This window comes from Rhizobium sp. SEMIA 4085 (assembly GCF_013004495.1).
In the GTDB taxonomy this organism is placed as follows: Bacteria; Pseudomonadota; Alphaproteobacteria; order Rhizobiales; family Rhizobiaceae; genus Rhizobium; species Rhizobium gallicum.
Window position 1 is genome coordinate 12317 of record NZ_JABEPH010000013.1, and the last position, 22122, is coordinate 34438.

The 22122-nt window shown below is 59.8% G+C and carries 26 protein-coding genes and 1 pseudogene; 17 read left to right on the plus strand and 10 right to left on the minus strand.

Translation table 11 applies throughout. From position 1 onward, the window contains the following. Positions 1-63: 63 nt before the first annotated feature. Positions 64-981, plus strand: a complete 918-nt coding sequence (locus tag C9413_RS02785; RefSeq protein WP_039846981.1) for a PhzF family phenazine biosynthesis protein — start codon at positions 64-66, stop codon at positions 979-981. Here the strand turns inward: C9413_RS02785 and C9413_RS02790 are convergent. After that, entirely contained in the window at positions 978-1142 is a 165-nt protein-coding gene (locus C9413_RS02790) for a hypothetical protein (RefSeq protein ID WP_166677319.1), read from the minus strand. The two genes, C9413_RS02785 and C9413_RS02790, sit on opposite strands and share 4 nt — an antisense overlap. Positions 1143-1313: 171 nt before the next feature. Here C9413_RS02790 and C9413_RS02795 point away from each other — a divergent pair, with 171 nt between their 5' ends. The 4 genes from C9413_RS02795 (at position 1314) to C9413_RS34140 (ending at position 4034) form a co-directional block, all read left to right on the plus strand. After that, positions 1314-2594: an MFS transporter gene (locus C9413_RS02795; RefSeq protein ID WP_039846049.1), complete on the plus strand. Its 1281-nt coding sequence runs from the start codon at positions 1314-1316 to the stop codon at positions 2592-2594. A gap of 21 nt (positions 2595-2615) precedes the next feature. Next, positions 2616-2804: a DUF1192 domain-containing protein gene (locus C9413_RS02800; protein WP_039846050.1), complete on the plus strand. Its 189-nt coding sequence runs from the start codon at positions 2616-2618 to the stop codon at positions 2802-2804. Between the two features lie 377 nt (positions 2805-3181). Next, the gene (locus C9413_RS02805) at positions 3182-3697 is read left to right on the plus strand and encodes a DUF1465 family protein (RefSeq protein WP_022715797.1); all 516 of its coding nucleotides are present in this window, start codon (positions 3182-3184) and stop codon (positions 3695-3697) included. Between the two features lie 211 nt (positions 3698-3908). Further along, positions 3909-4034 (plus strand): hypothetical protein, encoded by a 126-nt coding sequence (locus C9413_RS34140; RefSeq protein WP_267285073.1) that lies wholly within the window; start codon positions 3909-3911, stop codon positions 4032-4034. Positions 4035-4308: 274 nt separating this feature from the next. On the opposite strand, the gene rpmE is transcribed toward C9413_RS34140, so the two are convergent. Continuing rightward, a complete protein-coding gene (gene rpmE, locus C9413_RS02815) occupies positions 4309-4530 on the minus strand; it encodes a 50S ribosomal protein L31 (protein ID WP_027508080.1) in 222 nt (73 codons plus the stop codon). Positions 4531-4653: 123 nt separating this feature from the next. On the opposite strand from rpmE, the gene C9413_RS02820 reads away from it, so the two are divergent. Then, entirely contained in the window at positions 4654-6525 is a 1872-nt protein-coding gene (locus tag C9413_RS02820; protein ID WP_082046573.1) for an ABC transporter transmembrane domain-containing protein, read from the plus strand. A gap of 3 nt (positions 6526-6528) precedes the next feature. Here C9413_RS02820 and C9413_RS02825 read toward each other — a convergent pair whose 3' ends face one another. Beyond that, positions 6529-7746 (minus strand): adenylate/guanylate cyclase domain-containing protein, encoded by a 1218-nt coding sequence (locus C9413_RS02825; RefSeq protein WP_039846051.1) that lies wholly within the window; start codon positions 7744-7746, stop codon positions 6529-6531. 235 nt (positions 7747-7981) lie between these two features. Between C9413_RS02825 and C9413_RS02830 the strand changes: the two genes are divergently transcribed. Continuing rightward, positions 7982-8965 (plus strand): tripartite tricarboxylate transporter substrate binding protein, encoded by a 984-nt coding sequence (locus tag C9413_RS02830; RefSeq protein ID WP_039846983.1) that lies wholly within the window; start codon positions 7982-7984, stop codon positions 8963-8965. A gap of 66 nt (positions 8966-9031) precedes the next feature. Next, the gene (locus C9413_RS02835; RefSeq protein WP_039846052.1) at positions 9032-9220 is read left to right on the plus strand and encodes a YegP family protein; all 189 of its coding nucleotides are present in this window, start codon (positions 9032-9034) and stop codon (positions 9218-9220) included. Positions 9221-9250: 30 nt separating this feature from the next. Here the strand turns inward: C9413_RS02835 and C9413_RS02840 are convergent, their stop codons facing one another. The 6 genes from C9413_RS02840 to C9413_RS02865 all read right to left on the minus strand — a co-directional run bounded on the left by C9413_RS02840 (position 9251) and on the right by C9413_RS02865 (position 16044). After that, entirely contained in the window at positions 9251-10888 is a 1638-nt protein-coding gene (locus tag C9413_RS02840; RefSeq protein WP_039846053.1) for an FAD-binding dehydrogenase, read from the minus strand. Between the two features lie 171 nt (positions 10889-11059). Further along, the gene (locus tag C9413_RS02845) at positions 11060-12091 is read right to left on the minus strand and encodes a peptidoglycan -binding protein (RefSeq protein ID WP_170250174.1); all 1032 of its coding nucleotides are present in this window, start codon (positions 12089-12091) and stop codon (positions 11060-11062) included. Positions 12092-12094: 3 nt separating this feature from the next. Beyond that, the gene (locus C9413_RS02850; protein ID WP_039846055.1) at positions 12095-13189 is read right to left on the minus strand and encodes a hypothetical protein; all 1095 of its coding nucleotides are present in this window, start codon (positions 13187-13189) and stop codon (positions 12095-12097) included. 114 nt (positions 13190-13303) lie between these two features. Beyond that, positions 13304-14104 (minus strand): inositol monophosphatase family protein, encoded by an 801-nt coding sequence (locus tag C9413_RS02855; protein WP_022715806.1) that lies wholly within the window; start codon positions 14102-14104, stop codon positions 13304-13306. Positions 14105-14300: 196 nt separating this feature from the next. Next, a complete protein-coding gene (locus C9413_RS02860) occupies positions 14301-15380 on the minus strand; it encodes a tetratricopeptide repeat protein (protein WP_039846984.1) in 1080 nt (359 codons plus the stop codon). Between the two features lie 10 nt (positions 15381-15390). After that, entirely contained in the window at positions 15391-16044 is a 654-nt protein-coding gene (locus tag C9413_RS02865) for a thiamine phosphate synthase (protein ID WP_039846056.1), read from the minus strand. A gap of 107 nt (positions 16045-16151) precedes the next feature. Between C9413_RS02865 and C9413_RS02870 the strand changes: the two genes are divergently transcribed. Further along, entirely contained in the window at positions 16152-16916 is a 765-nt protein-coding gene (locus tag C9413_RS02870; RefSeq protein WP_039846057.1) for a sulfite exporter TauE/SafE family protein, read from the plus strand. A gap of 80 nt (positions 16917-16996) precedes the next feature. After that, on the plus strand, positions 16997-17257 hold the full coding sequence (locus C9413_RS02875) for a metalloregulator ArsR/SmtB family transcription factor (protein WP_022715809.1): 261 nt from the start codon (positions 16997-16999) through the stop codon (positions 17255-17257). A gap of 161 nt (positions 17258-17418) precedes the next feature. Here C9413_RS02875 and C9413_RS02880 read toward each other — a convergent pair whose 3' ends face one another. After that, complete coding sequence (locus C9413_RS02880) at positions 17419-17592, minus strand: DUF465 domain-containing protein (protein ID WP_022715810.1); 174 nt, start codon at positions 17590-17592, stop codon at positions 17419-17421. 228 nt (positions 17593-17820) lie between these two features. Here C9413_RS02880 and C9413_RS02885 point away from each other — a divergent pair, with 228 nt between their 5' ends. The 7 genes and pseudogenes from C9413_RS02885 to ggt form a co-directional block, all read left to right on the plus strand. Continuing rightward, entirely contained in the window at positions 17821-18024 is a 204-nt protein-coding gene (locus tag C9413_RS02885) for a DUF465 domain-containing protein (protein ID WP_027508067.1), read from the plus strand. A 19-nt stretch (positions 18025-18043) separates the two neighbouring features. After that, positions 18044-18538 (plus strand): 5-(carboxyamino)imidazole ribonucleotide mutase, encoded by a 495-nt coding sequence (purE, locus tag C9413_RS02890; RefSeq protein WP_028739727.1) that lies wholly within the window; start codon positions 18044-18046, stop codon positions 18536-18538. Next, positions 18535-19599, plus strand: a complete 1065-nt coding sequence (locus C9413_RS02895; RefSeq protein WP_039846058.1) for a 5-(carboxyamino)imidazole ribonucleotide synthase — start codon at positions 18535-18537, stop codon at positions 19597-19599. The genes purE and C9413_RS02895 overlap by 4 nt, the downstream gene beginning before the upstream one ends. A 157-nt stretch (positions 19600-19756) precedes the next feature. Then, the gene (ykgO, locus tag C9413_RS02900) at positions 19757-19882 is read left to right on the plus strand and encodes a type B 50S ribosomal protein L36 (RefSeq protein WP_003582204.1); all 126 of its coding nucleotides are present in this window, start codon (positions 19757-19759) and stop codon (positions 19880-19882) included. A 113-nt stretch (positions 19883-19995) separates the two neighbouring features. Continuing rightward, positions 19996-20610: a hypothetical protein gene (locus tag C9413_RS02905; RefSeq protein ID WP_039846059.1), complete on the plus strand. Its 615-nt coding sequence runs from the start codon at positions 19996-19998 to the stop codon at positions 20608-20610. A 66-nt stretch (positions 20611-20676) separates the two neighbouring features. Further along, positions 20677-21687 carry an alpha/beta hydrolase gene (locus tag C9413_RS02910; protein WP_170250175.1) on the plus strand — a complete coding sequence of 337 codons (1011 nt, stop codon included), beginning with the start codon at positions 20677-20679 and terminating at the stop codon, positions 21685-21687. 68 nt (positions 21688-21755) lie between these two features. Then, positions 21756-21968 (plus strand): annotated as a pseudogene (gene ggt, locus C9413_RS02915) (gamma-glutamyltransferase); the annotation flags it as partial. Positions 21969-22122: the final 154 nt, after the last annotated feature.

A 22122-nucleotide genomic window follows, 5' to 3' on the forward strand; every position in this document is an offset into this window, starting at 1 on the left:
ATTGCGCTTTGGCGATCGACGGACGTGACTCATTATTGCGGTTTCCAAAATATCGGAGCCGCAATGACTGTCCTTTCTTATACGACCGTCGACGTTTTCACTTCTAACCGTTTTGAAGGCAATCCGCTCGCAGTCGTCACCGGCGCGGAGCAGCTCAGCACCCAGACGATGCAGAAGATCGCAGCGGAATTCAGGTATTCCGAAATCACCTTCGTCCTGCCGCCCAAGGATCCCGCCAACACGGCGAATGTCCGAATCTTCACGCCGACGATGGAGGTGCCTTTCGCAGGTCATCCGAATGTCGGTACAGCTTATGTTCTCGGCCAGCAGCAGGAGATCTTCGGCAGGCCGATCGGCGATACGCTGCGTTTCGAAGAAAAGGCCGGTCTGGTTGAAGTGGCGCTTCGGCGTATTGAAGGTCGGGTAACTGCTGCAACGATCCGTGCACCTCGGCCTCTGGATATCGGGGCTGCCGTCTGCGAAGAAACCATTGCACGCTGCGTCGGCATCGACCGCAGCGCAATTGTCAAATCGACCCACCAACCGGTTTTTGTCTCCGTCGGCCTTACCTTTGCGGTTGCCGAACTCGACGGTCTGGCATCGCTTGGCGCCGCCCGACCGAATCTCACGCATTTCCAAGAGGCTGCCGGCCCGAACGCTGAAAGCAATCACGATTTCTCGCTCTTCGTCTATGTCCGTTCGCCGGACGAGCCTTGGACGATCCGCGCCCGCATGTTCGCGCCGTTAGACAACGTTCCCGAGGATCCGGCGACAGGTAGCGCTTCCGCCGCACTCTCCGCCCATCTCGTCTCGCTCGCACCGGAGCAAACCGTGACCCAGCGTGTGACGATCGAGCAAGGTGTCGAGATGGGCCGGCGCAGCATCATCGAAGTCGACGTCGTCAAGAAGGATGGCATCGTGACGGACGTCGCGATTTCCGGCAGTTGCGTGCCGGTCATGCGCGGTGAGATCACCGTCTAGGCGATCAGGTCGCGGCCAAGAAGCGCGAGCGCCCAAACGGCAAACGCAATCAGCGCAATCTTCCAAAAGTCCATCCGCTGCCGCAAACCAGGAAGCCCCAGCGGCTTGATGATCTGAATAACCATGGCAAGGACGAGCAACAGCGCCAGCAGCTTTGTCATGGCATTATTTTTCCAATATTTCAGAATGTCACAGGACGGACATTATTCCGCGCGAACACAGCACTTCTTCATGCCGTAACGGCATTCCGAACCATAATCAACACCATTGGGACAGGGCGGGCAGCGTCTTGTCTTATGACTTTTTAAATCGAACTTGCCGAGAATTTGGAAATGAGAAGAAATCTGCTGTCCGTCGCCGCGCTGCTTTTCGGAACGCTTTTCCTCTTCATGGGCAATGGCCTGCAGGGCATCCTGCTCCCCGTCCGCGGCAATCTCGAGGGTTACGCCACGACCACGCTCGGCCTGCTCGGCACGTCCTGGGCGGCGGGATTTGTCGTCGGCTGCCTCGTCGCCCCCAAACTGGTGCGGCGCGTCGGACATGTGCGCGCCTTCTCCGGTTTCATCTCGATCATCGCCATCATCGCCCTTGTGAGCGGCATCATCATCGATCCGATCTGGTGGATCGCGCTGCGCGCCGTCACCGGATTTTCGACCGCCGGCACCTCGATGATCATCGAAAGCTGGCTGAACGAGCGCGCCACGAACGAAAGCCGCGGTGCGATCTTCTCGCTCTATATCGGCATCACCCTTCTCGGCGTCGTCGGCGGCCAGATGATGATCCCGCTCGAAGACGTGCGAACGCCGTTGCTCTTCATGGTCTGCGGAATCTTCTACTGCATCGCCATGCTGCCCACGACGCTCTCGACCGCAGCCTCGCCGCAGCCGCTGAAGGCCGTGAAGCTCGACCTGCCTGCGCTCTACCGCAATTCGCCTGTCTCCTGCCTCGGCATCCTGATGGTCGGCATCGCCAACGGTGCCTACGGCACGCTTGGCGCGGTTTTCGGGGCAGGTGCGGGACTTTCCGATGCCAGCATCGCAATCATGATGAGCGCCACCATTTTCGCCGGTGCGCTTATGCAGCTTCCAGCCGGCCGCCTTTCCGATCGTGTCGATCGCCGGTATGTTCTGGCGGTCATGTCGGCGGTTGCCGCGGTCGCTGGCCTTCTGATCGTGGTGCTGCATCCCTCTTCACCCGCGCTTCTTATCGGCCTTGTCATCCTCTACGGCGCAGTCGCCAACACGCTCTACCCGATCGCCGTAGCGCATGCGAACGACTTCGCCTCCGCCGAGGATTTCGTGAAGGTTTCCGGCGGGCTCTTGCTGCTCTACGGTATCGGGACCGTGATCGGACCAACGATCGGCGGTCCTGTCATGGCGATGACAAGCCCGCACGCACTCTTCCTCGTCACGGCGCTGTCGCATGTCTTCATCACCGCTTACGCAATCATCCGCAGCCGCATTCGCGCCGCAGTGCCGGCAAGCGAACGCGACACTTACACGACGATGCCGACCGGCACCTCGCAGATGCTGACGCCCGAAAGCATGTCGCTTGTCGAACCCATGTCGAACAAGCCTCCCGAAAGCGACGATCCTGCTGTAAAATACGGCTGAGAACCGGATGGAGGATTGCTCATGAGCTTCATTGACGATGACCTGCCTAAGAAGGCGGCTTACGAAATCGGATCCGACCTCTCCATGCTTTCCGTGGACGAGCTGAAGGAACGTGTCGAACAGCTGAAGGCGGAGATTGCCCGCATAGAGGCGGAAGTCACGAGGAAGGCTTCGGGACGCGCCGCAGCCGAAAACCTTTTTCGCTCCTAGCGTTCGATCAAAGGCTACGGGCAAGCGAATAACCGCTGCCGCAAGTCTTAATACGAAACAATGTTAATAGAATATTAAGCTTTATGAGATATTACTGTTCTTATCCAGATTTCGTCTGGATCTCAGACAGTTTTCCATGCGGCGAATTGGTCTGATTTTTCTCCCTGTTTTACCTTGAGAGCCGCTTTTGCGGCTCTTCTTTTTGCGCCAGCGCCGATTTCCCACGAAACTGTGGAAGTTAACCTTTTCTTAAGAAACGCCTTGCGCATTTGGGCTAAAGATACCATCCTAAAGACATAAAGACAGGCCTCTGAAACTTTTGTTTCAGGCTGGCGTTACCTGAACATCTGTAGACGCGTGCAACAGGAACCATTTGAATGTCGGAACTCGGTTTGAACACCATCAGTTTTGCGGGCCGCGTTGCCGCATCCTCGCAGTTCAAGACACTGTACGCGGAAGGCATGTCGCTGGTCGAGGAAACTGCCGCCTATTTGGATGGCAATGGCCGCGCCGCATCCAAGGTTCTGCCCCGCATGGCTTCTGTTCTCTACGCTGCCGAATCGATGCGCCTCACGACCCGCCTGATGCAGATGGCGTCCTGGCTGCTCCTGCAGCGTGCCGTCAATAACGGTGAGATGTCGCGAGACCAGGTTCTCGCTGAAAAGAACAAGGTCCGCCTCGACGGGTTCAACGTGGACCGCAATGCTCCGGGCTGGGGCGATCTGCCGGAAGCCTTCCGCGATCTCGTCGAACGCTCGCTGCGCCTCCAGAACCGCGTTGCCCTTCTCGACCGTGAAATCTATCGCCCGAACGAAGCGCCGATCGTCCCGGACAATCAGAACAGCGTCCAGGCACAACTGAGCCTGCTGCAAACGGCTTTCGGCAACAACTGAGAACTTGCATAGGCTAAAGATGGAACCGGCTGCGTGAGACGCGGCCGGTTTTTTGCTGCATACTGCTTGTCGCTAAAGCCAGGCGGAAGCGATGTCCGCACATGCAGTGGTGCGCGCGAGTATATGGGTACAGAAACAATAGAGAAGGCGACTGCCGCCCTCGAAGCGATGGGGTTTCCGTTTCCGACGCAATCCGTTTTCTGATGATGCGGTGCCGACGAGCATCGCCTGCTATTTGAAGCGTGCCGAGGCATCGGAAAAAGCAATGGAACTGGAAGAAGGCCAAGGCAAGCGCCTCGAAAATGCCGACGCCCTCTTTGAAGATCTTGGCCGCTGATCCGTGCTGACGCCTGTTCAATCAGGAAAGTTCAAACGGGACGTCCAGCGCATGGAAAAGCGCGGCAAGATATCCGCAAGCTAAAGGATGCCTGCTTTTCATGATCAATGAACAGGTACAGAGTACTCGGATCATCTCGCGCGGCGATTGGTTGCCGCTGTATCTCATCGAGGATCGTGAACTGCAGCTTGCCTGCCCCGGCACTCATTCAGATTCAAGCAATAAAAAAGCCCGGAATCTCGGGCTCTTTTCAAATTCCGTGCCGCAGAAGCGATTAGAGGCCGAGGCCGCCGAAGCGCTTGTTGAACTTGGACACGCGGCCGCCGCGGTCCATGAGCTGCTGGTTGCCGCCGGTCCAGGCCGGATGGGACTTGGAATCGATTTCGAGGTTCATGACAGCGCCTTCCGAACCCCAGGTCGAGCGGGTTTCGTATTCGGTGCCATCGGTCATCACCACCTTGATGACGTGGTAGTCGGGATGGATATCAGCCTTCATAACAATCTTCCTGCGATGCCAGGGTCCAATTTGACGCAAGTCATTGCGGCAAGAGAACCGATTGAATAAATGAAGCCGCAGTCGCTAAGGCTACGGCTTCCCATTCGGATGCGGTGCCTATACATGAAGGCCGCCCGGATAACAAGGGCCTACAAACCGCTGATCAGCGGTATTGGGGCGATTGGAGATGATTTGGCAAACGCAGTGCAGACCGCGGAAAAGAAGTCGCGTTCCTTGAAGCCGTTCGGAAGACTGGCACCCTATGTGAAGCGTTACCGCGGCATCGTCGCAGGCGCGCTGGTTTCGCTTGTCGTTGCCGCCGTGACGTCGCTCACACTTCCCCTTGCCGTGCGCCGCATGATCGATCATGGCTTCACGCAAGCTGACGGCACCTTCATCAACAGCTACTTTGCCATGTTGTTGGTCATCGCCGTAATACTCGCGGCCGCAAGCGCCTTTCGCTACTATTTCGTCATCACGCTCGGCGAACGCATCGTCTCGGATCTGCGCCGGGATGTCTTTGCGCATGTCACACGGCTTTCTCCCTCCTTCTTCGATGTCAACCAGTCCGGCGAGATTGTGTCACGCCTGACGGCCGATACCACGCAGATCAAATCGGCTGTCGGTGCCACCGCCTCGGTGGCACTTCGCAATCTGATCCTCTGTCTCGGTGCCATGGGCATGATGATCGTGACCTCGCCGAAGCTTTCAAGTCTTGTGCTCGGCGCAATCCCGCTGATCGTCTTCCCGCTCGTCGGATTCGGGCGGTCCGTGCGCAAGCGCTCCCGTGCCGCGCAGGATACGCTCGCCGAAGCTTCCGCCTTTGCCAACGAGACGATTGCTGCCACGCGCACCGTCCAGGCCTTCAACGGCGAGGATGCGGCCGCAAGCCGCTATGGCGCTGCCGTCGAATCCGCTTATGAGGCAGCACGCTCGGCCATCCGCTCGCGCGCGCTTTTGACAGGCATTGCGATCACCCTGATCTTTGGCAGCGTCGTTGCTGTCCTTTGGGTTGGCGCGCACAATGTTCTGACGGGAACGCTATCGGCCGGCACGCTCGGGCAGTTCCTGCTCTATTCGGTCATCGCCGCCGGCTCTCTCGGCGCCTTGTCGGAAGTCTGGGGAGAACTCTCGCAAGCGGCAGGCGCCGCCGACCGGCTGACCGAGCTGCTGGACGAAGTCTCGACGATCGCAGCACCGGAAAAGCCTGAGACACTGCCCGTTCCGGCCCTAGGGCGCGTCGAACTCTCGAACGTGCACTTCGCCTATCCGTCACGCCCCGGAAAATCGGCGCTGCATGGCCTGAGCTTCAATGTGACGCCGGGCGAAACCGTCGCCATTGTCGGCCCATCAGGCGCCGGCAAGAGCACCGTCTTCTCTGTGCTGCTCCGCTTCTACGATCCGCAGCAGGGCAGCGTCGGGATCGATGGCATCGATGCGCGCGAAGTAACGCCCGGCGATCTGCGCGAACGCATGGCGATCGTGCCGCAGGATGTCACCATCTTTGCCGCTTCAATCCACGACAACATCGCCTTCAGCCGCCCCGGCGCGACGCGCGAGGACGTACGCACCGCAGCGATTGCCGCCCAGGCCGATGAATTCATCGCGAGGCTGGACAAGGGCTACGACACCGAGGTCGGCGAGCGCGGTATTACCCTTTCCGGCGGCCAGCGCCAGCGTATCGCCATCGCCCGCGCGATCTTGAAGAACGCCCCGATCCTCCTGCTCGATGAAGCGACGTCAGCCCTTGACGCCGAGAGTGAGACGCTGGTGCAGAAGGCCCTCGACGGTCTCATGCACGGCCGCACGACGCTCGTCATCGCCCATCGCCTTGCGACCGTCTTGAAAGCCGACCGCATTCTCGTCATGGATCAGGGCCGCATCGTCGAGGAAGGCACGCATCAGAGCCTGATCCGCCACGGCGGCATCTATGCCAGGCTGGCGAAGCTGCAGTTCGATGCAGGTGCAGAAGAGGTCCTGGCTACCGCCAAATAGACGCTACTCCTGAGGAAACGCGTAGACATCCACAGGCTCATCCAAGCCGCGCAGCGGGTGAGATCCGAGGCTTTCCAGGTCGCTTTCGCACCCTGCCATTTCGACGAAGGCTTTCGACAGCAGCACAGGACGCTTAATTTCCTTGGTCAGGCTCTCCAGCCGCGATGCAATGTTGACGGCCGGGCCGATGACGGTGAAATCGAGGCGCTTGCGCGAGCCGATATTGCCGTACATGACATCCCCCACATGCACGCCGACGCCATAACGCAGCTCCACATGTCCCCTTTCCGCGTTGAAGAGATTGAGCTCGGTCATTGCCGCTTGCGCTTCCTTGATTGCCCGCAGAAGATTGATGCAGGCATCCGGATCGGTCAGCGGAAATATGGCGAGCAAGCCATCGCCCATGAATTTCAGGATCTCGCCGCCGTGCTTTTCGATTGGCTCCGACATGGCATCAAAATAGGCGTTGAGCAATTCGATGACATCGTCGCGCGGCCATAAGTCGGAGATCGTCGTGAAGTCGCGCAAGTCGCAAATGAGGATCGCTGCGCCGACCGTTGCGCCGCTGCCGCGGGTCGTGGCGCCTGCAAGAATCTGCTCGCTGGCATGCGGCCCGACATAGGTCTGCAGCAGCGTGCGGGCAAGAATGTTCTTGATCCGGATTTCGGTGACAAGCGTGAGCGCCGGTAAAAGATCCTTGAGGAAAATCAGATGGTCTTCCCTAAAGCCGCCTGGCGTGTCGCTTGAGAAGGTAATCACGTGCCGTTTTCCGAGCGTGTGCTCCATCGGCCAGGCCACATAGTCCGTCAGCCCCTCACCCTGCAACTCGCCATAGAGCGGATAGGAAGCAACTTCACCTTCGAGGCTCTGCCGCACTTCCCTACCGCCGCTGAAGATCTCGTTGATCGGGCTGTTCAGGAATTGCGACGTTGTCTCGACGCCGTAGCCGAAGGTGGTGATCTTTGCTTCCTGCAAGCCGGGACGCCAGAGGATGCGCGCGCCGAGCCATTGAGGATGCAGCGTCCGGAAATGCATCGTCGCGCGAGCGACGGGAACGCCCGCAGCTCGCAGCCGCTCGCACATCTCCACCAAGATATTGTCGATGAACCGCTGGTTGCGCGTTTCATTGATCAACCAGTCGAGGATCTTGTGCCGGCGCACCGGCCAAAGACCGTCCTCCTCGTTCTCGACTGCCGGAAATGGATTGGATACCGGCTGCATGTCAAACTCCACGATCTCGCCCCGCCAAGCCTACACATTCGATTGCGTCTTTCGCATAGATGGTTATCGGAGGACGGATTGTAATATCAATAGTCGGATAGTTTACCTCAGCGACTAAAGTTGCAATTCCATGCCGCCGCTTCCGGTTGCTTTTATCCGCCTCCGCCCTACCCTCCTTTTGCCCGATTTGATGCAGTCGGGCGACATCATCGCTGAATTCCGGGAGGAAAATCGAATGGCACTTTTTAATATGACCCGCCGCATGGCACTCGGCCTCGGCTTGTTTGCGGCCATGAGCGCCGGAGGCGCCCATGCCGAAGGGTTTCCGGAGCGCTCGGTTACGCTCGTCGTTCCCTTTGCCGCCGGCGGGTCGACCGATGTCGTGGCGCGCATCATCGCCGAGAAGATGTCGGAAGACCTTGGTCAGCAGGTGATCGTCCAGAACGTCGCCGGTGCGGGCGGCAATCTTGGTGCGGGCAACGTGGCTCGTGCGGAACCGGACGGCTACACCATCTTGATGGGAACGGTCGCGACGCACGCGCTGAACCCGCTGATCCTTAAATCCACTCCTTACGATCCGGAAAAGGATTTCGCGCCGGTTTCACTGCTCGTCATCGTGCCCAACGTGCTTGTCGTCAATCCGGAGCTGCCTGCAAAGAACGTCCAGGAATTGATCGCGCTGCTGAAGGCCGAGCCGGATAAATGGAGCTATGCTTCCTCCGGCAACGGCACGCCGTTACATCTTTCCGGCGAATTGTTCAATTCGATGGCCGGCGTCAAGATGCAGCACATCCCCTACAAGGGTGCAGGCCCGGCGCTGACCGATCTGCTGGGCAATCAGGTATCGATCATGTTCGATAACCTGCCGTCATCGTCCAGCCACATCAAATCCGGCAAGCTGCGGGCGCTGGCGGTCACTACGGCGAAACGTGCTCCATCCTTCCCGGATATTCCGACCATCGCTGAGTCCGGCGTTCCGGGTTACGAGACCTATACCTGGAACGCGCTCTTTGCGCCGGCGAATACGCCCGCCGATGTTGTGGCAAAGCTCAACGCGTCCGCCAACAAGGCTCTGAAGGACCCGGCCGTTGCCGAGCGCATGAAAGACTTCAGCGCCACGATCGTCGGCTCCACGCCGGAGGAACTTGGCGCACACGTCAAGGCCGAACTGGCGAAATGGGGACCCATCGTCAAGGGTGCGAATATCCAGATGGAATAGACTCAACTTTTGCACTAGATTGTCTCCCGTTACCGAGGCAACTTCCTGATAATTGGGAGATAATCGATGTATAAGTTTGAAGTGTACAAGGATAAGGCTGGCGAATTCCGTTTCCGCTTCAAGGCTTCGAACGGCGAATCCATGTTCAACTCGGAGGGCTACAAGGCCAAGGCATCCGCGCTGAGCGCCATTGAATCCATCAAGAAGAATGCGCCCGACGCAACGGTCGACGACCAGACCAAGGCAACGGCTTAACGAGACTGGCGGCGCTCGAAAGGCGCCGCCTTATACGGCTCTTCCCGCCACCCGGCCCGAAAAGATGCAGCCGCCGAGAAAAGTTCCCTCAAGCGCTTTGTAGCCGTGCATGCCGCCTCCGCCGAAACCGGCGACCTCACCGGCGGCATAGAGACCCGGCACCGCATCACCATTCATACTGATCACCCGCGCCGAAAGATCCGTCTGCAGACCGCCCAGCGACTTTCGTGTCAGGATATGCAGCCGAACGGCGATCAACGGCCCCGCCTTGGTATCCAGTAGCCGGTGCGGCTTTGCCGTCCGCAACAGCTTGTCGCCAATATAATTTCGAGTGCCGCGAATGGCAGTTATCTGCGCATCCTTGGAGTAGGCATTGGAGATTTCCCGGTCGCGCGCCTCGATCTGGCCACGCAGATGCGCAGTGTCGAGCCGGTTTTCTCCGGTCAGCGCATTCATGCCTTCGACCAGTTCTTCGAGCGTCTCGCGGACGATGAAATCTTCGCCCTTGTCCATGAAGGCTTGCACCGGCCCGGGCGGGTTCTTGCCGAGCCGTTTCAAAAGCAACGCAATATCCCTACCGGTAATGTCGGGGTTCTGCTCCGAACCCGAAAGCGCGAACTCTTTCTTGATGATCGCCTTGGTAAGAATGAACCAGCTATAGTCATGCCCGCTGGCGCGGATCGCCTTCAAGGTGGCAAGCGTATCAAAGCCCGGCATTGCCGGCGGAGCAAAACGGTTGCCGTCGGCATCGCACCAGAAGGACGACGGACCGGGAAGGATGCGGATACCGTGGTTCGCCCAGATCGGATCCCAGTTCCTCACGCCTTCCGTATAGTGCCACATGCGGTCGCTGTTGATGATGCTCGCGCCGGCACGCTCGCCGATCGCCAACATGCGGCCGTCGACATGGGCGGGAACGCCCGCAACCATCGACGCAGGCGGACGACCAAGACGCTCTACCGGCCAGTTCCGACGCACGAGATCGTGGTCGCCGCCGATGCCGCCGGAAGTGATGATGACGGCACCCGCACGGAATTCGAATGTTCCGGCAGCCCTGCGAACCGTTGCCTTGCCACGCGGCGCAGCATCGGGCTCGAGGATCGTCCCCTGCACGCCGCAGACGGCGCCATTTTCGACCACGAGCTCGTCCACGCAGTGGCGGAAAGCAAATGTGACGCGGCCTTTCGCCTCTGCCTCCCGAACGCGCCGGATAAATGGTGTAAGCACGGCTGGCCCCGTGCCCCAGGTCAGATGAAAGCGCGGCACGGAATTGCCGTGACCATGAGCCACGCCGCCGCCGCGCTCGGCCCAACCGACGACCGGAAACCACCGCATGCCCTGTTGATGTAGAAAGGAGCGTTTCTCGCCCGCCGCAAAGTCGAGATAGGCGTCCATCCAAAGCCGCGGCCAGTAATCCTCGGGCCGGTCGAAGCCTGCCGACCCCACCCAATCCTGCCTGGCAAGATCGAGGCTGTCGCGAATGCCCAGGCGGCGCTGCTCGGGACTGTCAACGAAAAAAAGGCCGCCCAGCGACCAGAAGGCCTGCCCGCCGAGGCTCTGTCCGCCCTCTTGGTCGAGAATGCAGACCTTGCGTCCCCGATCTGCCGATTCCGCCGCAGCGACAAGCCCGGCAAGACCCGCACCAACGACCAGCACGTCATATTCCATCCCGAACGCCTCCCCGCATCCATCCGCATGAAATTACGCGCACGTAAACGTCAATGCAACCGCAGGACTTCCCACCGCGATTTTTTCATCGGTGATTTCAAATGGGTGGCAGAGCCCTTGTGAGGCCGCCCGCCCCCTGCGGCTGGCAAGGGCGGGTGTGTCTATCACAAACTATTTCTCTGTCAGCTTGAGCTCGATGCGGCGGTGGGTGCCGCGGGCTTCTGGCGTATCGCCGGGTGCGATCGGTTGGAATTCGCCGAAACCTGCCGCAACGAGGCGGTCGGAAGGCACGCCCTGCGAAATCAGGTATTTGACGACGGAGATGGCGCGCGCCGAGGAAAGCTCCCAGTTGTCGCGAAAGCGGCCGGCCCCGGAAAGCGCCACATTGTCGGTATGGCCGTCGACCCGGAGCACCCAGTTGATTTCCGGCGGTATTTCCCTGGACAGATCTAGCAGCGCAGTGGCAAGTTTCGTCATCTCTGTCGTGCCTTCAGGATTGAGATCGGAACTGCCGGAAGGGAACAGAACCTCCGACTGGAAGACGAAACGGTCGCCGACGATGCGGATGTTTTCGCGGTCGGACAGGATCTCGCGCAGGCGGCCGAAGAAGTCGGAACGGTAGCGATTCAGTTCCTGAACCCGCTGCGCCAGCGCGACATTCAGCCGCCGGCCCAGATCGGCGATCTTCGCCTGCGAACTCTGGTCCTTCTGCTCCGATGCCTGAAGCGCCGCCTCGACGGCTGCGATCTGGCTGCGCAGGGCCGCAATCTGCTGGTTGAGAATTTCGACCTGGCTGAGCGCCCGGTCGCTTAGCTGCTTCTGTTCGTCGAGTTCTTTTGTCAGGCCGCCGATGCGCTGTTGTGCCGCATCCTTTCCGCCGGAACCGGCATCGAGCAATGCCTGCAGCCGTGAGCGGTCACCTTCAGCGGTCGCGAGAGATGCCTGCAGATTGGCAACGGAATCCTCAAGATCCTGCTTGCTGCCCTTCTCAAGCGCGAGCAACTGCGTCAGTTCGTTGATCTGGCTGTTGAGGCGGGTGAGCACTTCGTCGCGACCGGATATCTCGCGGCTTAGAATGAACTGGCCGACGACGAAAACCGTTAGCAGGAACATGATGGCGATCAGCAGCGTCGAAAGTGCGTCGACGAAACCCGGCCAGTAGTTCAGTTCGCCGTGGCGGCGGCGGTTTCGGGCGAGCGCCATGGCTTACTTGCCCTCGCTCTTTTCGGTCTGGCTGACGCGGTGGCTTCTCTCGGCGCCGCTCTGCTTTTCCTGCGCGCCGATGCGTTCCGCCAGCCGGTCCAGCGTGCGACGCATGGCCTTTGCCTCGTCCTGCTGCGCTTCGATCCAGTCGCGCAGCATCTGCTGTTCGTTGCGCATGTTCTTGACGAGACCCTGGATGCCTTCGGCAAGGCTTGCCATCGCGGCAACCGAGCGCTGGCTGCCGGCTCCGCCTTCCTCGGCAACCTTCTTCAGATAGTCCGACATCGCGCGAAGGTCCTCGGAAGACGTACCCGAGCCGAGCGCCGGAACGGCAACATCCGACCCGACATCGGTCACCGAGGAAAGCCAGTTTTCGAGTTCCGTGTAGAAGCGAGTCTGCGCCCGGCCGGCCTGAAGATCGAGGAAGCCGAGAATGAGCGACCCGGAAAGGCCGAGCAGCGAAGACGAGAAGGCTTGGCCCATACCGGAAAGTGGCAAGGACAGACCTTCCTTGAGCGTGGTCAGCACGTCGCCGGTGCCGTTCGAGCCTGCATCAAGCGACTGAATGACGCCGCTGATCGAGCCGATCGTGCCGATGAGACCCCAGAAGGTACCGAGAAGACCGAGGAAGACGAGAAGGCCGATGAGATAACGCGACGTATCACGCGATTCATCGAGGCGGGTGGCGATCGAATCCAGAATAGAGCGTAGCGCGGTGGTCGAAAGCGTCGCCGTCGACTTACGGTTACCGATCAGCGCCCGCATGGGGGCAAGCAGTCTCGGATTGCGATTTACCTTGTCCGCACTGCCGGCTGCGCGAAAGGAATTGAACCAGCGCACTTCCGGACGAAGCGACAGCACATGGCTGAAGACCAGGATGATGCCGACCGCAAGCACGCCGACGATGAGGCCGTTGAGGCCCGGATTGTGCATGAAAGCTGTCTGCGTCTGCCGGAAAAGAATGGCGGCGATGAAGCCGACGATGACCAGGAACAAGAGCATCGTCCAGAGGAACGGCATCGGGCTGGAGAGTTTATAGACATAGTTGCTGCTCGGTTTTTCGGTCGAGCCGAATTCCGCCGCATTCACATTTTCCATGGTTGCGCAGCCCTCCGGATTGCTTGCAACCGAAGACTAGATCAACATTGTGCCGAATTGAAGTGCGCGGGCAGAGAAAACCGTGTCTTTACAACAGTCGGTTTCCCACGTGTCTCACTTCGCAGGGATGGGGCGCTTGATGGTCTCGATCAGCGCCTTGTGAATATATTCATTGCCGGCGACGATCGCGCCGCCATCGAGGATATCCGTGCCGCCGTTCCAATCGGTCGCATAACCGCCAGCTTCACGGATAAGCAGGATGCCGGCTGCCATGTCCCAGGGCGACAATCCCATTTCCCAAAAGCCATCGAAGCGGCCAGCTGCGACATAAGCGAGATCGAGCGAGGCAGCGCCCATGCGGCGGATGCCGGCCACTTCGCCCATCACATGACGAAGCTCGACGAGGAACTTGCCGTGGTTGCCGCGGCCGAGATGCGGCACGCCGCAGCCGATGACGGAATCGGAAAGAACACGGCGCGCACCGACGCGCAGCCGGCGGTCGTTCAAGAAGGCGCCGCCGCCGCGCTCGGCAGTATAGAGCTCGTCCATCGCCGGATTGAAGACGACGCCCGCAACGACTTCGCCGTTGCGCTCAAGCGCGATCGACACGGCAAAGGTCGGAATGCCGTGCAGGAAGTTGGTCGTGCCATCGAGAGGATCGACGATCCAGCGGTGCGCCCCGTCCGTGCCCTTGATCTCTTCGCTCTCCTCTCCAAGGAACCCATAGGTCGGGCGCGCCTTCAACAGCTCGTCCCTGACGATCTTTTCGGCTTTCCGGTCAGCATTGGATACGAAATCGCCCGGCCCCTTCACCGAAACCTGCAGGTTCTGCACTTCCCCGAAATCACGCCCCAGCGACTTTCCTGCCTTGACGGCAGCCTGAACCATGACATTGAGAAGAGCAGAACGGGCCATTGGGGCATTTTCCTTGGAACTGATACGGGGTGCGCTGTCAGGGCGGGAACGGTCCCTGATCGCCGGAAGGGGCAGCGCTCTGAGTTAGATGGCGGCCTCAAGACCACAAAATCAGGCAAATTTCAAGGGGAGAGCATTGCAGACGCTGAAAGAGGTCGCCGGCACCGAAGGCTTCGCCGACGCACTGTTGTGAACCTCAGGGCAGGCGGCGGAACTTGTTTGCCCGGTCGATCGCCTGCTTTTGCTGAGCGTCTTCGATGCCGAGATAGAAATCCTCAAGCTCCGGATCGGGCAACCCTGCCCGGCGGGAAAGCACGTACCATTTCGCCGCTTCGACCGGGTCCGGCTTGGTGCCGAGCGCCCCGATATAAAGATGAGCGAGCTTGTTCTGCGCCGCGACGTTACCGCGATTAGCAGCGAGCTTCATCCACTGAAAGCCCTTCACGAAGTCCCGCGGTCCATTTGTGCCATTGACGAGCCATACGCCAAGATCGAGCTGCGCGGTGTCGTAACCTGCGCGCGCTGCCCGGGCGAGCCATTCGCGCGCCAGCTTCTTTTTCTGCTTTGGCAGATCGGCAAGCACGGAATAGATTTGCGCCACGGCATATTGGGCGTCGGCAATACCCTGCTGGGCGGACTTTTCATAGTAGGGAAGCGCGAGCTTCAGTCCTTCGGGGCCGGGATGATCGGTCGTCAGCAACTGCCCCCAGTTGAATTGCGCTGAAGGATTGCCGCCGTCGGCCGCCCGGCGCATGTAATCGTCCGCCTTCGCCTTGTCGCGCGCCACGAGCTCTCCCGCCATCAGGATGAGCGAATATTTGAACATCGCCGCCACATCGCCGCCTTCGGCAGCCTTGCCGTACCAGAATGCTGCGCTCTTCAGATCGCGGCGAACACCGAGCCCGGCATACTGCATTTCCGCAATGAGCGTCTGCGCTGCCGGATCCCCAAGCTGCGCGCGCGGCAGCGCCAGCTGCATTGCCGTCAGGTAATAACCGCGTTGATAGGCGCCGTAAGCCGTATCGATCGGCCCTTTGTAATCCTTCTCCGGCGGCAGGTCGGGCAGCTTGGCGCCCATGCGATCCAGCACGCCGAGACCGGTCGAGGGCTGCGCTCCTTCCGCCGGCCGGTTGGTCTTGAACGGTTCAGCTTCTGAACCCAGCGGACGCGTCACGACGTTGTCGACGGTCTGCGCCGAAGCGCCATATGGCAAAACAGCCGTGAAAACGGCGGCAGACAGGAGAGATCGGCGCAAACAGGCAAAGAGGATCGGCATGGCCGCGATATCAATCCCCAAACCGTGGCGCTTTTTCGTCAAGAAGTGCGTTGACCTGAGCGACGACCGACGGGGCCAGGCCAGGCTCGCCAAACACCGCCAGGCGCAATGCCACGAACTCGGCACCGGACTCGGCGACGACAAGGGCAGAAGCCGGATCGGTCCCGCCCATGACGATGCAGGGAATTTCAATCATCGAGGCCCACCATTCGCCGAGCGCCACGTTCTTCGGATGCGCCTCCGGCTTGATGTCGCCGTCGAGTTTGCCGAAGAAGATATAGTCCGGCCGTGCCTCGCCGATCTCCAAAGCCGTGTGGCGGTCGGTCGCTTTACCGCCGCCAATGATCATCTTGCCGGCGTGTTTGTCGATCGCCTCGGCGATTTCGGCGGCTAGACCCGTCAAATGCAAACCGTCTGCCTTCGAGCGTCCGGCGACGCGGCTGTCGCCCGCAATCAGCGCCGCTGCCCCTGCATTCTGGATGATCGGAACCAGTTTCTCGGCATGTTTCTGAAACGCGCCGGCATCGAGCCCGTATTGCGGCACGATCACCGAGGCAACGTCGCCGCCCTTCAGCGCGTCGGCGACAATATTTGCCTGCTCGTCGGCATCGGCGATGTCCGGGACGATCAGGACAAGGCGGCAGCGGTTTTCCGGTCCGGTCATGAACTCTTTCCATTTTCAGCGGGTTTCGCCAGCAGACGGCAAATCCACACTCGTTTTGTGTGAGTAATTCCGTTAGACGGGGCTGGCAAGGGGAGGACTTGAAAAGCATGCTGCCGGAACTGTCATTCTTTTATGCCGCGGTGCCGGCCGTGCTGCTTGTCGGTCTGGCCAAGGGCGGCATGGGCGACGCACTGGCCTTGATCGGCGTCCCTGTTTTAGCCTTGGTGGTCTCGCCTGTCGAAGCAGCCGCCATCTTGCTGCCGATCCTGATCTTCATGGACATGATCTCGCTCGTTGTCTGGCGCAAGCACGGCGACTGGACGACGCTGAAGATCATGCTGCCGGGTGCCCTCTTTGGCATTGCGGTCGGCTGGGCAACATCCGCACTGGTGCCCGGAAATGTCTTGCGCGTGGTCATCGGTGCAGTCACCGTACTTTTCTGCGCCCGCTATTTCTGGAACAATTTCGGCCCCGGTGCGGGAAAGGTCGTCCTGCCGCGCGGCCAGCGGCCCTTGCTTGCGGGCGCATGGGGAACGCTTTCCGGCTATGGCAGTTTCGTCGCCCATGCCGGCGGTGCGCCGTTTCAGATCTACGCGCTGCCCTTGAAACTGCCGCCACGCGAATTCATCGGCACCAGCGTGCGTTTCTTTGCCATCTTGAACGCGGTGAAACTCATTCCTTATTTTGCGCTCGGCCAGCTCGATACCAAAAATCTCGTAACATCGGCGACATTGCTGCCTTTCGCCCCACTCGCGACCATTGCTGGCGCCTGGTGCGTTAAGCGCATGAAGCCGGAGATATTCTATCCGTTCATGTATGCGATGGCACTGATCGCAGCGCTTCTGATCATTCACGAAGGGCTTGGATTCTAGGTCCTGGCGCCGGCAATCGCCGCTCGGTTGCGGCGCACAATTTCCTTGCCCGGAGGCTGCCTTTGACGTAGCTTTTCGCCATGTCGACCACCGACCCTTTCGCCGCGATATCAGATCCGAACCGGCGGTTCCTGCTGGAGCAGTTGCGGCGCGCGCCGAGAACGGTCAACGAACTTGCCGAAAGCCTGCCGATCAGCCGGCCGGCGGTTTCGCAGCATCTGAAGGCGCTGCTTGACAGCAACCTCGTATCGGTAACCTCCGAGGGCACGAGGCGCATCTATGCGGTCAACAATCGAGGCTTCGACAAACTCAATCTGTGGCTTGATCAATTCTGGGCGTGAACGCGTTCGTCCAAAAGAAATGCGCCAGCCCAACTCCGCAGTGTTTGGGACTGGCGCATGATTTTTCAAAAAATCGCCGGTTATTAACTAACCCGTTTGAAAGATTGGATTTTATCCTCTTTATGCTGCAGGATCAGCGCGCCGGCAATCGGCATTATCGCTTAGTGAACGGATGATTTCAGACGTTGGATTTCGTCTTTGATGCGCAGCTTTCTGCGCTTGCAATCCGCAATGTCGGTGTCTTTTCTGGAGGGGGATGCCATCAGCGAATGTAACTCCTCCTCAAGAGCTACATGCTTTTTTTCGAGTGACTCAAGATGAGCTTGAACAGTCATTTGACCCTTCCTTCCTCTTGCCTTCCCCAGCCATCCATCGCTGGAGTTCTAGGCGTCAACTTTTGGAATGTGACACATTTTTACATCCTTGTCGAAGGCGAAAACGTGCTCAGTCCATGGCAAATTCATGATCAACACCAACTAGCCGCTGCCGCTATTTGGTGATAGGAGCTTGCGGAAATCATCGGCAGGCCGGACAACGTCCGAAGACGACTATGGGGAATACGAATGGCCGATCAGGAACAGGCGGAAATCAGGCTCATGGCAGCGCGCTTGCGTCAGGAGCACGAGGATTACGACGCCGCGATCAACGCCATGATTGCCATGGGATGCGACGCGCTGCGCATCCAGCGCATGAAAAAGAAGAAGCTCGCCATCAAGGACAAGCTGACGAAGCTGGAAGACCAGATCATTCCGGATATCATCGCCTGAAAGGGTAATGCCGTTGACGCTGACAGACAGACCGCCCGTCGCCATCATCATGGGCAGCCAGTCCGACTGGGAGACCATGAAAAACGCCGCCGACACGCTGGAGGCGCTGGAAATTCCCTATGAAGCGCGCATTATTTCGGCGCACCGGACGCCCGAGCGCATGGTGAATTTTGCCAAGACCGCGCGCGACGAGGGCTTCAAGGTGATCATCGCCGGTGCGGGCGGCGCCGCCCACCTTCCCGGCATGACGGCCGCGCTGACGCCGCTTCCGGTTTTCGGCGTTCCCGTCCAGTCGAAGACGATGTCCGGCCAGGACAGCCTTCTTTCCATCGTCCAGATGCCAGGCGGCATTCCGGTCGGCACTCTTGCGATCGGCAAGGCAGGTGCAATCAACGCAGCACTCTTGGCCGCCGCCGTTCTTGCGCTTTCGGACGAGGATATTGCCGAGCGTCTCGATGAATACCGCGAACGGCAAAGCGCCTCGATTGCCGAATATCCCATGGACAACCTATGACGGCAAAGACGATCGGCATCATCGGCGGCGGCCAGCTCGGCCGCATGCTTGCGATGGCCGCAGCACGGCTGAACTTCCGCACGATCATCCTGGAACCGCAGGCCGATTGTCCCGCCGCGCAGGCCGCCAACCGTCAGATCGTTGCGGCCTATGACGATCCTGCCGCGCTGGCCGAACTCGCAAAGTCCTGTGACGTCGTGACCTACGAATTCGAGAATGTGCCGGTTTCCGCTGCCGAGGCCTTGGCAAGGGACGTTCCCGTCTACCCCCCGCCTAAGGCGTTGGAAGTGGCACAAGACCGTCTCGTCGAAAAACGCTTCATCAATGAATGCAGCATCCCGACCGCGCGCTTTCACGCCGTCGACAGCCAAAGCGAGCTTGACACAGCGCTGAAGGACTTCGGCGGCCAGGGCGTGCTCAAGACGCGCCGCCTCGGCTATGACGGCAAGGGCCAGAAGGTATTCCGTTCCGCCGCCGACAGCGCGGAAGGCGTCTATGCCGGCCTTGGCGGCGTGCCGCTGATTCTGGAGAGCTTCGTCGCCTTCGAGCGCGAGATTTCGGTCATCGCCGCCCGCGCGGCGAACGGCACCGTCGTCGCCTTCGATCCGGCGGAAAACGTCCATCGCAACGGCATTCTGCACACGTCGACGGTGCCAGCGTCGATTTCAGAGGCAACCGCCGCGGCTGCACACCGGGCGGCGGAAGCAATCCTCACCTCGCTCGGCTATGTCGGTGTCATCGGTATCGAATTCTTCGTGCTCGCAGACGGCAACCTGATCGCCAACGAGATGGCCCCGCGCGTCCATAATTCCGGCCACTGGACCGAGGCAGCTTGCGTTGTCTCGCAGTTCGAGCAGCACATCCGTGCCGTCGGCGGCCTGCCGCTCGGCAACGCGAACCGTCATTCCGAATGCGTGATGCAGAACCTGATCGGTGACGATATCTTGAGCCTTCCGGAATGGCTGAAACGCCGCGATACCTTCGTCCACCTCTATGGCAAGACCGAATCCCGCCCCGGCCGTAAGATGGGGCATGTGACGGTACTGACGGGGAAAGCCTAGGTTTTTGCCCGAGAAAAAGCCTTCATGTGGTTGACACAGACATGAGGCCGGGTTATCTGCACGCCCAACCTAAAGAGCGCGCACAGACGCGCTTTTTGATTGTTTAAAAGATACGGGCGAATGTGACATTCCCCCACAGAGATCGCGGATCAGAAAAATGAAGATCAAGAATTCGCTCAAGTCGCTCAAGGCTCGCCACCGTGACAACCGTCTGGTTCGCCGCAAGGGCCGCATCTACATCATCAACAAGCTGAACCCGCGCTACAAGGCTCGTCAGGGCTGATCATAGCGTGAGCCGGATTACGCCTGCGCGTTTATGTGCTGCGGGCTTTTCCGTTAGGGTCGCTTCGGTGATCACATCAAATTTTCTTTGATCTTCGGCGCTGGCGGGCTACATTGTCCGCCATGCGCTTTTTTGCTTTGACCTGCGCGGCGCTGCCGCTTGCTCTCGGTTTCCTTGCTCCTGCTTTCCCTGCCGCTGCCGCGGACAAGGAAGTTATTATCGAGCAGCCGGATGCCAACTCCTCTCCGAAACAGCATCTCGACAATCTCTATGCCCAGCTGAAGCGCGAGCGCGATCCGGACAAGGCAAGCGGCATTGCGGAGGAAATCCGCCTCCAGTGGAATAATTCCGGCAGCGCCACTGTGAACTTGCTGATGCAGTGGGCCGACAAGGCGATCGAGGAAAAGCGCAATCCTGCAGCCCTTGATTTCCTCGATCAGGCGATTGCGCTGAAACCTGACTACGCCGAAAGCTGGAATCGCCGCGCAACGCTGAATTACGCCATGGGCAACTATCGCAAGTCGATGTCCGACATAGAGCACGTGCTCAATCTCGAGCCGCGCCACTTCGGTGCACTGTCGGGATTGGCGACGATTCTCAATATGTCGGGCAATGACCAACTCACCTTGAAAGCCTGGGAGCGCTTCCTGGAGGTCTACCCCGCAAACCGCGCGGCGCAGCAGCAGGCAAATACGCTCTCCGAAAAACTCGCCGGAAGCCGGACCTGATCTTGACGCCGAACCGGCATGCGCAATCTTACGGATTGGTGCCGTAACTGTTGCCGGTTCAAAGCCATGCTTGCCGAAATTTCCGCCATTCTCGTCCCCATCGCTGCCGCAATCGGCTATTCGTCTTACAAAGCCCGGCAGTTTGAACAGGCATTTCCCAATATCGGCGAACTGGCCGATATCGACGGCTACAGGATGAACGCCGTGCACATCCCCCGCCCCGACACTGCCGACCTACCGCCCCTGGTCTTTATCCACGGCGCGAGCGGCAACCTGCTCGACCAGATCGGCGCCTTCTTGCTGCCGCTCGCAGGGCGCGCGGCATTGCTCTTCGTCGACCGTCCCGGACATGGCTATTCGGAACGTGGAGGACCGGAGAATGCTTTCCCCTCCGGCCAAGCGGATGCGATCGCAAAGCTCATGGAAAAGCGCGGGATTGAAAAGGCGATCATCGTCGGTCACTCCTTCGGCGGTGCAATCGCCGCAGCCTTCGGCGTGCACCATCCGCAAAAGACCGCCGGTCTCCTCTTCCTTGCCCCGGCGACTCATCCATGGCCGGGCGGCATCGACTGGTACTATCACATCGCGACCGTGCCGCTGATCGGCTGGCTCTTTAGTCGCGTTGTTGTCGTACCACTGGGCCTGTGGCGGCTGGAGCAGGTTACGCTTAATGTCTTCCGGCCCAATCCGCGCCCGGCCGATTACATCTCAAAGACTGGGCCGTCCCTGGTGTTGCGGCCGAAGACCTTCCATGCCAACGCCACCGATTTCATCAGGTTGCTTGAATATCTGAAGGCGCAATCGCCCTTCTATAGCCGCATCACGGCACCGACCGTCATCATTACCGGCGACAGCGACGGCATCGTCTGGGAGCACCTGCATTCCCAGGGCCTTGCCCGCGACATCGCCGGCTCGAAACTGCTGAAGATCAAGGGCGTCGGCCATAAGCCTGACTATCTCGCAACCGATGTCGCCATCGCCGCACTGGAAAATATCGCCGGAATGCCGCGCGATCTTGAGGCCGCCGTGCGCGTTGCCGAAGAAAGGTTGTCAGGCGGCAGCGCAATTGCCGCCTGAACGGACTTGCGCACCGCCAAAACGAAACCATATCCCTCCGGATAATTTGATGGTTTGGAGGGGAAGTGATGGCACGCTTGCGCATTAAAGCCATTTCGCTATTTACCGCTTTTGCCTTTGTCGTCTCGCCGCTCGCACCGGCTTTCGCCGCCTCGCCTGCGCCCGTCGAAGCCGAACATGGCATGGTCGTAACCGCACAGCATCTGGCGACGGATGTCGGTGTCGAGATCCTGAAGGGAGGCGGCAATGCCGTGGATGCGGCAGTGGCGGTTGGACACGCGCCGGGAGGCGGTTATCCCGTAGGGGGCAAAGATGGCGGGCGCGGGGTCCATGAGAACCCGGAGGAAGGGGGGAAGGAAAACCGCCTCGGATTTTGGATGGGGGCGACGCGTGCGGGCCACCAACCCAAGTAACAGTGTGACCAAAGACGGTGCG